8 protein-coding genes and 2 pseudogenes are annotated in these 13,355 nt (G+C 70.0%); 7 read left to right on the top strand and 3 right to left on the bottom strand.

Features of this window, described 5'->3' with window-relative positions; all coding sequences use genetic code 11:
* Window positions 1-49 precede the first annotated feature (49 nt).
* Both mgtA and ACSP97_RS32950 read right to left on the bottom strand, forming a co-directional pair.
* Window positions 50-2,707 carry a magnesium-translocating P-type ATPase gene (gene mgtA / locus ACSP97_RS32955; RefSeq protein ID WP_440555678.1) on the bottom strand — a complete coding sequence of 886 codons (2,658 nt, stop codon included), beginning with the start codon at window positions 2,705-2,707 and terminating at the stop codon, window positions 50-52.
* 223 nt (window positions 2,708-2,930) lie between these two features.
* Window positions 2,931-4,022 (bottom strand): diacylglycerol/lipid kinase family protein, encoded by a 1,092-nt coding sequence (locus ACSP97_RS32950; protein ID WP_440555677.1) that lies wholly within the window; start codon window positions 4,020-4,022, stop codon window positions 2,931-2,933.
* A gap of 430 nt (window positions 4,023-4,452) precedes the next feature.
* Here ACSP97_RS32950 and ACSP97_RS32945 point away from each other — a divergent pair.
* Window positions 4,453-5,392: pseudogene (locus tag ACSP97_RS32945) on the top strand (IS256 family transposase); the annotation flags it as partial.
* Window positions 5,389-5,808, top strand: coding sequence for a VOC family protein (locus tag ACSP97_RS32940; RefSeq protein WP_355146926.1), 420 nt, complete (start codon window positions 5,389-5,391; stop codon window positions 5,806-5,808). The pseudogene ACSP97_RS32945 and the gene ACSP97_RS32940, both read left to right, overlap by 4 nt.
* Before the next feature lie 56 nt (window positions 5,809-5,864).
* Here ACSP97_RS32940 and ACSP97_RS32935 read toward each other — a convergent pair whose 3' ends face one another.
* Window positions 5,865-6,431 carry a YbhB/YbcL family Raf kinase inhibitor-like protein gene (locus ACSP97_RS32935; RefSeq protein ID WP_355146924.1) on the bottom strand — a complete coding sequence of 189 codons (567 nt, stop codon included), beginning with the start codon at window positions 6,429-6,431 and terminating at the stop codon, window positions 5,865-5,867.
* Window positions 6,432-6,500: 69 nt separating this feature from the next.
* On the opposite strand from ACSP97_RS32935, the gene ACSP97_RS32930 reads away from it, so the two are divergent.
* The 5 genes and pseudogenes from ACSP97_RS32930 (at window position 6,501) to ACSP97_RS32910 (ending at window position 12,912) form a co-directional block, all read left to right on the top strand.
* Window positions 6,501-6,974: a MarR family winged helix-turn-helix transcriptional regulator gene (locus ACSP97_RS32930; protein ID WP_440555674.1), complete on the top strand. Its 474-nt coding sequence runs from the start codon at window positions 6,501-6,503 to the stop codon at window positions 6,972-6,974.
* A 44-nt stretch (window positions 6,975-7,018) separates the two neighbouring features.
* Window positions 7,019-7,848 (top strand): annotated as a pseudogene (locus tag ACSP97_RS32925) (IS5 family transposase).
* A 90-nt stretch (window positions 7,849-7,938) separates the two neighbouring features.
* Window positions 7,939-8,400, top strand: coding sequence for a MarR family winged helix-turn-helix transcriptional regulator (locus ACSP97_RS32920; protein ID WP_355146920.1), 462 nt, complete (start codon window positions 7,939-7,941; stop codon window positions 8,398-8,400).
* Window positions 8,401-8,449: 49 nt separating this feature from the next.
* A complete protein-coding gene (locus tag ACSP97_RS32915; RefSeq protein ID WP_440555672.1) occupies window positions 8,450-9,037 on the top strand; it encodes an isochorismatase family protein in 588 nt (195 codons plus the stop codon).
* A gap of 143 nt (window positions 9,038-9,180) precedes the next feature.
* The gene (locus tag ACSP97_RS32910) at window positions 9,181-12,912 is read left to right on the top strand and encodes an ABC transporter ATP-binding protein (protein ID WP_440555670.1); all 3,732 of its coding nucleotides are present in this window, start codon (window positions 9,181-9,183) and stop codon (window positions 12,910-12,912) included.
* Window positions 12,913-13,355 lie beyond the last annotated feature (443 nt).

The following is a 13,355-nucleotide window of genomic DNA, read 5'->3' as shown; positions in this document are numbered from 1 at the left end:
GAAGTCGGCGAGTGCAGTGACGCGGTGATGCCCTTCGGGTGTGGACCGATCACTGGTGGGCGACGGGGGCTTGCGGGTGCGGTATTCGGGTGATGGTGCTGAACCGTGCTGCGCGGCGGCGTAGGTGCCGGTGACCGGGGGCCGGTTGGGGGCGTGCCGGTGCACGCGAGGTCCGGTAGAAGATCCACTTGGCGAACTCGACGAGGAGCAGGTAGACGACGACCATGGCGGCCACGGCGGCGAAGAAGCCGGCCGGGAGCAGTCGGAAGCCGAGGACACGGGCCAGTGGGGTGGCCGGCAGGGCGGCACCGAGGGCGACGACACCCAGCGCCGTGAGTGTGAGGAGCAGGCTCGGGCGGCTGTGCCAGAAGGGGACGCGACGGGTGCGGATGGCGAAGATCACCAGGGTTTGTGTTGCGAGGGACTCCACGAACCAGCCGGTGTGGAACTGAGCGGCGTCGGCGTGGAAGACGCCCAGCATCACGGCGAAGGTGACGAAGTCGAACAGGGAGCTGATCGGTCCGAAGCAGATCATGAAGCGCCGGATGAAGGCGATGTCCCAGTGCGCGGGCCGCCGCACCTGCTCCTCGTCGACCTGGTCGGTGGGGATGGCGAGCTGGCTGGTGTCGTACAACAGGTTGTTGAGCAGGATCTGAGAGGGCAGCATCGGCAGGAAGGGCAGAAACAGCGAGGCACCGGCCGCGCTGAACATGTTGCCGAAATTGCTGGACGTGCCCATCAGGACGTACTTGATCGTGTTGGCGAAGATGCGTCGCCCCTCGGCGACCCCGTCTGCCAAAACCCCGAGGTCCTTCTCCAGCAGGATCACGTCGGCCGCGTCCTTGGCCACGTCGGTGGCCGAGTCCACCGAGATGCCCACGTCGGCGGCGTGCAGCGCGAGGGCGTCGTTGACGCCGTCGCCGAGGAAGGCGACGTCGCCACCGGTCTTCCGCTGGATCCGCACGATGCGCGCCTTGTGCTCGGGGCTGACCCGGGCGAAGACGGTGGTGTCGCGGATAGCTGTGGTGAGTTGCTCGTCGTCCATGGCGTCCAGGTCGTTCCCCGTCAGCACCGCGGCGTCGGTCAGCCCCAGGTCGTGGCAGACCTTGGCGGCGACCGCGGTGTTGTCCCCGGTGACGATCTTCGTCGTGATGCCGAGCGCGCTCAGCCGCGCCAGAGCCTCGGCCGCGTCGTGTTTGGGCGGGTCGCGGAAGACCAGCAGGCCGGCCAGGCGAAGGCCCCGCTCGTCGAGGGCACTGATTGCGGTTGCTGGGTGGGCAGGGCGGGTCGCCACCGCGACGACTCGGTTCCCGGCGGCGAACTCGGCGTCCAGCGCCTCGCGGACCGGCTCGGGGACCTCTGCGCAGCGTTCCAGTACCGTCTCCGGGGCTCCCTTGGTGATGAGCAGGGTGTCACCGGCGGGATCGGTGACGGTGACGGAGACCATCCGCCGCTCATGGTCGAAGGGCAGGACGGCAGTCCGCGTCCAGCCGGTCAGCGACGAGTGCTGGGCGGCCGCGGCCGGTGAGTCCCACAGAGCGTCGTCGAGCGGGTTTCCGCCCACGGGCCGACCCTGGTCGTCCACGTCCGTCTCGGTGCACAACAGGCCGAGGCGCAACACTTCTTCCGCGGAGGTACCGGCGACGGGTACGGCCCGTATGAAGTCGATGCGTCCCTGGGTGAGGGTTCCGGTCTTGTCGGTGAACAATACATCGACGTCGCCGAGGTCCTCGATACACACCAGCCGTTTGACCAGCACCTTTCGTCTGCTCATCCGCTGGGAGCCCGCGGCGAGGCTGGTGGAGACGACCGCGGGCAGCAGCTGCGGGGTGATGCCGACCGCGATGGCCAGGGAGAACAGCAGGGCGTCGATCAGAGGCTTGTGCAGTGCGACGTTGATGATGAAGATCGACGTGGTCAGTGCCCCGGCGACGTAGACCAGGAGCATGGAGAAGCGGCGCAGCCCCACCTGGAACTCGGTCTCCAGCTGGTGTCCGCTCAGACCGGCGGCGATCTTCCCGAACTCGGCCTCGGCACCGGTGGCGACCACGACACCGCGGCCGCTTCCACAGTGCACCACGGTGCCCATCAGGGCGCAGCCGGTCAGATCCGCCAGCGGCGTGCCGGGCGGCACGGCGGCGGTGTCCTTCGCGACCGGCAGTGACTCACCGGTCAGCACCGACTCGCTGCACTCCAGCCCCGCGGTCGCAAGCAACCGCAGATCTGCGGGCACGATGTCGCCGAGCCGCAACTCGACCACATCACCCGGGATCAGGGCGGTGACCTCCACCTCCTGTGGTCGCCCGTCGCGCAGTACGACCGCCCGGTGCCGGATCTTCGCGTGCAGCGACTGGGCAGTCTTCTCCGCCCGGAACTCGTTGACGAAACCCAGGCCGACGGAGAGCGCCACGATCACCCCGATGATCACCGCGTCGCTGCGCTCCCCCACGAAGTACGACACCACGGCCGCGGCCAGCAGCAGGCCGAGCAGCGGGGACCGCACCTGATGCCACAGCACCAGCCAGGCCCGGGCCCGGTGGGAGTGGACGGCGTTCGGTCCCCAGCGCTTCAGCCGTCGTGCTGCCTCCTCCGACGAGAGGCCGTCGGCGGTCACCTCAAGATCACGGAGCACCTGCGCAGTGGGCAGGGCGGCCGCCGAGACGGCCCGCTCCCCGGCCACCGGCCTCGCCCCGACAGCGGTCACCATGAACGACCACCGCCTGGGCTGCTGCCCTCCCACAGGGAGGAACGCGTCGACACAGAGCCGGACGAACGTCCGGCAGTGCTGAGCAAGCCAGGGGACGGCCCCGTGCACGGACTATCTGGCAGTGGCCTCACACTCCCACCTTCCACCCTTCGCCGCTCACGTCTCCATGGGTCAATCGGGCCCGGTCTGGGGGACGTGCTGCCCATCGTGCGGTGTGCTCCGGTCAGCCGGTGTGACGGCCATGAGATCGATCGACGAGTGAGGCAGCCCGCTGGATGACGGCCCAACCCGGCGGTCGCCGTCCCGTGCGCGCGACGCCCGGCCGATGGCGGGGAACCCACACCCGCAGCGTCCGGGGACTGATCCGGCACCGCACGGGAGTCCGCAGGGTGTCGGCCTCGCCGTCCAGCCCGACGGGGACGACCGGGGCATCGGCGTGGATGACGACGTCCTCAGGTGTTGCCAGACGGGCCAGTCCGTGCATCTGCCCGCTTCGCAGCCTGGCGGCCGTTTCGGCGGGTGTCTCCGCCCTGGCGGCCAGTACTCCCAGAAGCCCGGAGTCGAGCTGCGCACGTCTGTCGAGCCCGGCCGGGTCGTCGATCTGGTAGGGATTGTTGCTCACCAGCACGGCGTCCGGCCGGTCCACGGTGAGCAGCCCGGCACGTACCACCAGCTCCGGCCCTTGGTGACGGGCCAGGAATTCCGGGAGGATCCGCACCATCGTGCCGATCTTGTCCTCCCGGTAGGCCGGGTCCTGCACCAGGGCGGCATACGCCCCGAACGACACGTTGTTGACGAATGCCCGCTCGCCTGCGTACCCGAGATCCACGCGCAGCTCCACGCCGTCCGTCAGGGCCTCCAGTGCGGCCGAAGGGTCCTCACGGTCCAGACCGAGATCCATCGCGAAGTGGTTGCGCGTGCCCACCGGAACGACGACGAAAGGCAGGCCGCTTTCCGCGGCCACCTCGGCGACAAGTGCCTGGGTGCCGTCTCCACCGGCCACTCCCAGCAGAACCGCACCGTCATCCACCGCGCGTCGGGCGACAGCCGCCAGGTCCTGTGGCAGGGAATGATCGATCAGAAAGACCTGAGCCCCGAGCGCCTGGGCCCGCTCCGCGATCCGGAACCGGCTCGCTTTCCCTCCGCCCGAACGCGGATTCACGATCAGATAGGGCCGCCGCGCGCCGGTCGCCGGTCGCGACGCGCTCTCGGTCACGGCACCTGCCCAGAAGCCGCATGCATCAGCCTGGCGCACATCACTGGCGTCAGCAGGATTGCCACGATCACGCCCGCAGCCGGCAGGGTCGTCCGCCACCAGACCGATGCTCCGGCGATCACACCTGCGGCCACCGCTACCATGGCACTCCTTCGACAGTCGCGGCCTACGGCACCAGCTTGCCGCTCGGCCCGCACATCCGCACTTGGGCCGCATGTGGTCGACATGCCACCGCCGTTGAGCTTCATCACGCCCCGGCGCCCAGGCAGCACCAGCTCCCAGGGTGTTTCCGGTGGGTTGCGTTGGTGCACAGCCCTGTCATGCGGCCGTCGGGCGATATCTGGGTGCGCTGGGAGGAGGTGACTTCGATGCCCGGCGCAGCGACTTCATGAGTCAGATGATGCTTACGCCTGTGGTTTGGGGGCCCATCCGAACGCATGGCGGCCTACGTGGCCGCGCTGCTTGAGCGGTGATGCGACATCACCGAGGACGAAGAGGACACCTCGCCCTGGTCAACGGGGCCGCTGATCGGCGAAGCCAGTGGTCCGGTGATCTACTTCCTTATGCGGTGGAGCATGGCTGAAGAGGCGTCGGCCTTCGTGCCGGCGCTCGAGCAGTTCCTCGGCTCCGCGGCCGGCCTGTCGGCGGCGACCGTGAACCGGCTCACCAGGCAGTGGCAGGACGACCACGCCGCCTTCCAGCGACGCGACCTGTCGGAGACGGACTACGTCTACGTCTGGGCCGACGGCGTCCACCCCAGGGTCCGCCTCGGCCAGGCCCATTCCTGCGTACTGGTCCTGATGGGGGTGCGCCTGGACGGCACCAAGGAGCTGATCGCCCTGGCCGAGGGGCTGCGGGAGTCGACCGAGTCGTGGGCGGACATGCTGCGGGACTGCCGGCGGCGCGGCATGCGCGATCCGGAGCTCGTCGTGGGCGACGGGGCGATGGGCCTGTGGCGGGCCCTTGCGGAGGTGTTTCCGCAGACCAGGCACCAAAGGTGCTGGGTTCACAAGACCCGAAATGTGGTCAACGCACTGCCGAAGTCCGGGCACGCGGGAGCGAAGAAGGCCTTGCAGGAGATCTACAACGCCGAGGACCGGGCCCATGCCGAGCGGGCGGCGAAACGGTTTGCGAAGGACTACTCGACGAAGTGGCCCAGGGCCGCCGAGAAGATCACCGACGACCTGGACGAGCTCTCGGCGTTCTACAACTTCCCGGCCGAACACTGGATCCACCTGCGGACCACGAACCCGATCGAGTCCACGTTCTCCACCATCAGGCTGCGAACCAAGGTCACCCGGGGTGCCGGCAGCCCGGCCGCCGCCCTGGCGATGGTGTTCAAGCTCGCGGAAGCCGCCCAGGCCCGCTGGCGGGCGGTCACCGCACCGCACCTCGTCGCCCTCGTCCGCTCCGGCGCCCGCTCAGAAAACGGCCACCTCGTCGAGCGTGCTGAGGAGGCGGCCGCATGAGCCGGCCCACACACGGCTCGCTGCATCACGTCGAGTTGTGGGTGCCCAACCTCCACCGCGCACTCGCCTCACTCGGTTGGCTGCTGGAGGCGCTGGGATACGCTGTTCACCAAAACTGGGACGACGGCCGCAGTTGGCGGCTCGGGCCGACCTACCTGGTCATCGAGCAGTCCCCGGCCCTCACTGCCGAACGGCACGATCGCTGCCGCCCGGGGCTGAACCACCTGGCCTTCCACGTCGAAGACGCCACCAGGGTCGAGAAGCTGACTGCCGACGCCGCTCAGCACGGCTGGCAGCTGATGTTCCCCGAGCGGCACCCATACGCCGGCGGCGGACAGCACTACGCCGCCTACCTGGAGAACGACGACGGCTTCGAGGTCGAACTCGTCGCGATCAACCCACACGAGCGAAACTGAGATCAATCGGACCACAGGTCTTGACGATTACTCCCCGTGCCTGCTGCCACTGTTGCTCAGGAGATTTCGTAGATCCCGTCAAGGCGCGCTCGTCCGACGACGTGGCCCGCGAGGGCGGTGAGCATCTGGTCGAGGGAGAAGCCGTCCGGCAGTTCCGTGGCCCGGGATAGGGCGAAGAGCTGGAAGACGTAGGCGTGGGGGCCGTGCGACTTGATCGGCATGGGTCCCGCGTAGCCGCGGCGCCCGAGCGGGCCCTTGCCGAGCCGGAGGCCGGGCACGGGGCTGGGGTTCGCGAGGGCGTTCTCCGCGATGCCGGTCAGGGCGGGGTCGATGCCGAGCGCGAGTCCGTGTGTGGCCGGCTTGCCGAAAGGGACGTCGGGGTCCTGCACGATGAGCGCGAGCTCGACGGTGCCCGCGGGGGGCGGGGTCCAGGCGAGGGGCGGCGAGATGTTCGCGCCGAACACGCGGCCGCGGTATCGGGCCGGAATGGAGGCGCCGTGGGCGAAGGCGGGGCTGGTCAGCGTGAGGTTGCCCGGGGCCCGGAGGTCGGGGTGGGCCCAGACGAGGGTGTGGTGACCGGCGCGCCGGTTGCGCAGTGCGACCCCGAGAGGGTTTGCGGGCATGGCTCGAGCAACTTCCTGACCGTCAGTGGTTAGGTATACGAAAGATTTCTTTAGGTATATTAAGCAGCTATGGAGACGCATGCAACCGGCGACGACCTAACGGCCGGGCAGTCCGCCGCCGGGCTCCAGGAGACCGACCTCGGCATGCAGGTGCGTGACGCCGTCTGGCGCCTGGTCCGCCGCTTCCGCACCGAGCGCCCCGAAGGGGAGCTGGGAGATGTCGCGCTGGACGTGCTCGTTCATCTGCACAAGCGCGGGCCGCAGACACTGACCGCCCTGAGCGAGCGCGGCGGGGTCTCGCCCGCCTCGATGAGTCAGACGGTGAACCGCCTGACCTCGGCCGGTTACGCCGTGCGCTCCCGCGCCCCAGACGATCGCCGAAGGGTGCTCTTCAGCGCCACCGAGGAGGGCGACCGGCTCGGCTGCACCACGCAGGCGCAGCGCAACGCCTGGCTCGACGCGCAACTGGATGCCCTCGACGCCGAAGACCGCGCAGTGATCGCCCGGGCCGCAGCGCTGTTCGCTGCCATCGCCGACTCCTAGGCAGTGTCTTCAAATGATCACTGCTGGTGGATCATGGTGTCGTGATACGTCGCCATGAACTGTCCGATGCTGAGTGGGAGTTCGTCCGGCCGCTGTTGCCCGAGTCGTTGCGGGGGCGGAAGCGGCTGGACGACCGCAGGGTCCTGAACGGGATCGTGTGGAAGTTCCGGACCGGGACGGCCTGGCGGGATGTGCCCGATCGCTACGGTCCGTGGGCCACCCTGCATACGCGATTTCGCAGGTGGGCGGCGGACGGGACGTTCGACCGGATGCTGCGGGCCGCGCAGGCGAAGGCGGACGCGGCGGGAGACATCGAGTGGCTGGTGTCGGTCGATTCCACGATCGTCCGCGCTCATCAGCATGCGGCCGGAGCCCGAAAAGGGGGCTCCGCGACCCGGCCCTCGGCCGGTCCAGAGGTGGCCTGACCAGCAAGATCCACCTGGCCTGCGACGGCCGGGGCCGCCCACTCGCCTTCGTCGTCACGGGCGGCAACACCAACGACTGCACCCAGTTCACCGCCGTGATGGAAGCGATCCGGGTGCCCCGCCTCGGACCGGGGCGCCCCCGGATCCGGCCCGACCACGTCCTGGGCGACAAGGGCTACAGCTCAAGAGCCATCCGCGGCCGGCTCCGCCGCCACGGCATCCCACACACGATCCCCGAACGGGCCGACCAGGTCCGCAACCGGGCCCGGCGCGGCAGCCACGGAGGCCGCCCGCCGGCCTTCGACCGCGAGGCATACACACACCGCAACGTCGTGGAACGGTGCTCCAACCGCTTGAAACAGCGGCGAGGCATCGCCACCCGCTATGACAAGACCGCCCAGTCCTACGAAGCGGCCGTCGCCCTCGCATCCCTCCTGATGTGGGCGTGACATTTGACGACAGAACCTAAGCCCTGCTTGTCCGTTGGCGGTCCGGCCAACCATTTGGCCTATGTAATATAGCTATATAGAATAGCTTTTATGAGAGACGATGAGATCCGACGGTTCCGTCGGCAGCTGAAGTCGCTGCAGCGCCGCTTGCGCCAGGAGCTGCCCTCGGTGGACGGACTGTCGCGCAGCGCGGTGCAGGTGTCGGCGGTGATCGCCCGCCGTGAGGGCGTCACGCCGCGGGAGGTGGGTGAGGAGTTGCGGATGACGAGCTCGAACGTGGCGGCGGCGCTGCGCGAGCTTGAAGGCCGGGGCTACCTCGTGCGTGAGCGGGACCGTGAGGACGGGCGCCGAGTCAATCTGTCGCTGACGGAGGAGGGCGCGCGGTCGCTGTCGGAGTTCCGCGCCGAGCGCGACACCTGGCTGGGGCGGGCGATCGCCGCGCAGCTGAGCGACGAGGAGGTCGAGGTTCTCAAGCGGGCGGGTGACCTGGTCGAGCGTCTGGCTCGCTTCACGCCGGGCGGCTCCTCCGGGACCGGCTCTGCGACGGCCTGAACCACCCAAAGCATCCCGCGTGTTGTGAACTGATCGGAAAGAGACACTGATGCCACTGACCGTCCTGGACCCGACTCCCGCCCTGATCGTCGTCGACCTGCAGAAGGGGGTCGGCGGCCCGCGTCTGCCGTTCTACTCCACGGTCGTGGAGAACTCCGCCCTTCTTGCGGCCCGGTTCCGCGCGCACGGCCTGCCGGTCGTGCTCGTGAACGTCGCCGGCGGGGCCCCGGGCCGTACTGACGACAAGCAGCGCCGCGACGGGACCCGGTCCCCGCGGGCGGAGGACTGGACCGAGCTGCTGGATGAACTCGGCGCAGCCGAGGGCGACATCCGGATCACCAAACGCACCTGGGGGGCGTTCCACGGCACCGGGCTGGCCGAGGCGCTCGGGGCTCGCGGCGTGACCCAGGTCGTGGTCACCGGGGTGGCCACCAGCGTTGGTGTGGAGTCCACCGCCCGCGCGGCCCACGAGCACGGGCTGCACGTCGTGCTTGCGGTCGACGCGATGACCGACCCCCGTGCCGAGGCACACCGCAACAGCCTGGCCCGGATCTTCCCCCGCCTGGGCGAGACCGCCAGCACCGCCGACGTCGTGGCCATGCTCGAAGCCCGGGCCGTGCGCGCAGGTGAGGCATGAGCGGTGCCGCGCCCGCCGCTGCGGGGCCCGAGCGCGCCGCTGCGGGCGGCTCGGGGGACGGCGCGTTCGGGCCGGGCAGCCGTCGGGGCGCTGGATGCGGCAGTGCCGGCCCGGAGGCGGGGCCGAGCAGTGGGGTCTCGTGGGTGGGGAGGCTGCGGTCCGCGTTGTGGAGCCACCGCCGTGATGCGCTGATCAGCGCCGCTGCCTCGGTGCTGGGTTCGGCCGCGCAGGTCGCGGTGCCGCTGGTCGCCCGCCAGATCATCGACACCGTGATCGTGGGCCGCCAGGGCAGGCTGTGGCCGTGGCTGACCGTGCTGTTCGCTGTGGCCGGGATCGCGTTCGCCATGTCCTACCTGCGCCGCTATCACGGCGCCCGGGTCGGGCTGAGCGTGCAGGCCGACCTGCGCAATGCGATCCACGACCACCTCCTGGGCCTGGACCGCACCGCGTTGTCGGGGCTGCCGACCGGCCAGCTGATCTCCCGAGCGAACTCGGACACCGCGCTGGTGGGCGGGCTGCTGCTCTACCTCCCGGTCATCGGCGGCAACGTGCTGATGATGGTGCTGTCCGTGATCGTCATGATCGTCCTGTCGCCGCCGCTTGCGCTGCTCGCCCTGCTGGTGCTGCCGGCGCTGCTGGGCGTGTCCTACCGAATGCGGCAGCGGGTTTTCCCGGCGACCTGGGACGGCCAGCAACGCGAGGGCGAGCTGATCCAGATCGTCGACGACGGAGTTTCCGGTGTGCGGGTGGTCAAGGCGTTCGGGCAGGAGCGGCACGAGATCGGACGGCTCGCGGAGGCGGCCCAGCGCCTGTACGGCTCCCGGCTGCGGGCCACCCGCATCAACGCCCGCTACCAGCCGGTTCTTGAGGCGATCCCGCAACTGGCCCAGGTGGCGGTACTGGCCTGCGGCGGCCTGCTGGCACTGCACGGGCACCTGACGATCGGCACCTTCCTGGCGTTCTCGACCTATGTGGGACAGTTCGCCGCCCCGACCCGACAGCTGGCCGGCATCCTCACCGTCGCCCAGCAGGCCCGGGTCGGAGTGGAGCGCATTTACCAGCTGCTGGAGCAGCGTCCGGCGGTGGCCGACGCCCCGGACGCGATCGAGCTGGGTCAGGTGCGCGGAGAGGTCGTCTTCGACGACGTCAGCATCAGCCACGGCGGCAACCCGGTGCTGCGGGGGGTGTCGCTGCGGCTCGCCCCCGGGGAGCGGGTCGCGGTGGTCGGCGCCAGCGGCAGCGGCAAGTCCACCCTGGCCATGCTCGTACCCCGCTTCTGGGATCCCGACGCCGGAAGCGTGTCCGTGGACGGGCACGACCTGCGCGAGGTCACGCTGCGGTCCCTGCGCGGGCAGATCGCTATAGCGTTCGAGGAGCCGTTCCTGTTCTCCGGCTCCATCCGCGACAACATCGCCTACGCCCGCCCGGACGCGGGCGCCGCCGACATCGAGGCCGCCGGCCGGGCCGCCCAGGCCCACGACTTCGTGGCCAGCCTGCCGGCCGGCTACGACACCGTGGTCGGCGAACGGGGGCTCACCTTGTCCGGCGGGCAGCGCCAGCGCCTCGCGCTGGCCCGGGCGATCCTGGCCGACCCGCGCGTCCTGATCCTGGACGACGCCACGAGCGCGGTCGACGCCCGTACCGAGAACGCGATCCACAACGCCCTGCGCACGGTGCTGGCCGGCCGCACGACGCTGCTGATCGCCCACCGCCTGTCAACCCTGCACCTGGCCGACCGCGTCGTGGTGCTCGAGAACGGACGCATCGCCGACCACGGCACACATGAGGAACTGGCCACCCGCAGTCCCCGCTACCGCGAACTGCTCTCCGGGCTGGAACAGGCCGCCGACCCGACGCGCCAGGCCGGCGACTCGATCGAGGCCCTCGCCGCGATCACCGCCCGCGACCAGGTGGCGAAGGCCGGTGCGGTGACCGCCTCGGCCTGGGCCAGCACCGGGGACGCGACCGCACGTTGGACTCCGCAGGCGTCCCGCGTCCGGCAGGCCGGAAGCGGACGGCGGTCAGGGCGGGGCCGCGGCACCATGGCGGGCCTGCCGCCCACCCCGGAACTCCTCGCCCGGGTCGCAGCACTGCCCCCGGTCCGCGACCGAGCCGACATCGACCTGGACGCCGAGACCGCGCCTGACCGGGACTTCAGCCTGCGCACCCTGCTGGCCCGGTTTCGCCGGGCCCTGCTGACTGGCCTCGCCCTGGTGGTGCTGGACGCCACCGCCGGACTGGCCGGACCCTTCCTGGTCAAGGCAGGCATCGACTCCGGCGTCAGCGCCGGAGCGCAACGCACCCTGCTGATCGCGTCAGGCGTCTACCTGGCCGTCATCCTGGTCGACCTCCTCGTCGAGACCGGCAGCACCTTCATCACCGGCCGCACCGCCGAGCGGGTCATGCTCTCGCTGCGGCTGCGGATCTGGGGCCAACTGCAACGGCTGTCCCTGGACTACTACGAACGTGAGCCCGCCGGGCGGATCACCACCCGGATGACCTCCGACGTCGACCAGTTCGAGTCCCTGGTCTCCAGCGGCCTGCTCAACGCACTGGTCGCCATGGTGACCTTCGCCGGTATCGCCGCGGTGCTGTTCGCCGTCGACTGGCGGCTCGCCGCGGCCGTCCTGAGCGTCATGATCCCCGTGGCCGCCGCCACGACGTGGTTCCGCCGATGCTCACGCAGCCTCTACACCGCGACCCGCGAACGCATCGCCGCCGTCAACGCCGACTTCCAAGAGAGTCTGTCCGGCATCCGCGAGACCCAGGCATTCACCCACGAACCCGCCACCATCCGCCGCTTCCACCAGCTCAACGCCGACTACCTGCGCACCAGGGTCGCGACCCAGCGCGTCGTCGCGGTCTTCTTCCCCTTCGTGCAGCTCATGTCCGCGCTCGCCGACGCCATCGTCCTCGGCCTGGGCGCGGCCCTCATCCACTCCGGGGCGACCACCAGCGGCACCCTGGTCGCGTTCCTCCTCTACATCGACCTGTTCTTCAGCCCCGTCCAGCAACTGTCCCAGGTATTCGACATCTGGCAGCAGACCCGCGTCGCCATCGACCGCATCAGCGACCTCATGGCCGCCGAGACTCTCACCCCACAGCCCAGCCAGCCCCTCGACCTCCCCACCGCCATCGGCGAAGTCGAGCTCGCCAACGTCCGCTTCGCCTACCCCGACATGCCGTTCGACGCCCTGCGCGACTTCGACCTGCACATCGACCCCGGCCAGACCGTCGCCGTCGTCGGCGAAACCGGTGCCGGCAAGTCCACCCTCCTCAAACTCCTCGCCCGCTTCTACGACCCCCTCGACGGGTCGGTGCGCTTCGACGGCCACGACCTGCGCACCCTGGACCTCCACGGCTTCCGAAGCCACCTCGGCTACGTCCCCCAGGAAGGGTTCCTGTTCGCCGCCAGCGTCCGCGACAACATCGCCTACGGACGCCCCGACGCCACCGACGCCCAGGTCGAAGCCGCCGCCCGCGCCGTCGGCGCCCACGACGTCATCGCCGCACTGCCCCACGGCTACCTCACCGACCTCACCGAACGAGGCGCGTCACTGTCCTCCGGGCAACGACAGCTCGTAGCCCTCGCTCGCGCCCAACTCGCCGATCCTTCCCTCCTCCTGCTCGACGAGGCAACATCCAACCTCGACCTCGCCACCGAAGCACGGGTGACCGCCGCTATGCGCACCCTCGCCCACGACCGCACCACCATCCTCATCGCCCACCGGCTCCAGACCGCCCGCCTCGCCGACCGCATCATCGTGATCAACAACGGTCGCATCGTCGAGAGCGGAAGCCACGACGACCTCCTGCGACAACACGGCGCCTACGCCCGCATGTGGCGCACCTACAACACCGCCCCCGACCAATGAAGCAGCGCGCGTCGCCAAGCGGCGGGCGATGGCCCCCAACCGGCCCGGCACTTCGCAGCGCTGCACGCGCCTGCAGGTACCTCTCAGGAGGCGGGTCGACGGGCACACCGCTGGCACCGGTGAGGCGGGCGTCGACACAACGACGGACTGCGGCGCAGACGAAGCGGGAACCGCGCCGACGGGTAGGACCCGCACAGAACGCACCGCCTTGCTGCCGATCGACGTGTTCGCCGCTGCGATGACGCGGGCGGTGATCAGACGCAACCGGATGGAGTAGGCGGGCGAGTCCGGCCGCAGATCCAGCTGCCCGTTCCCGGGATGGAAGGCGACGGCCCGGACGTGGCCGGTCAGAGCTGCGGCTGATGCCTTCGAGCCGTTCGCGAGGAACGATCAACGTCGGTAGGGGTCAGCGACCTGGCCCGCCGGCACAGGTTGACCCAATC

Source organism: Streptomyces sp. SCPE 10 (assembly GCF_051980735.1).
Lineage (GTDB): Bacteria > Actinomycetota > Actinomycetes > Streptomycetales > Streptomycetaceae > Streptomyces > Streptomyces misionensis.
The sequence above is the reverse complement of the archived record's forward strand: the minus strand, read 5'-3'. Positions and strand labels throughout refer to the sequence as shown.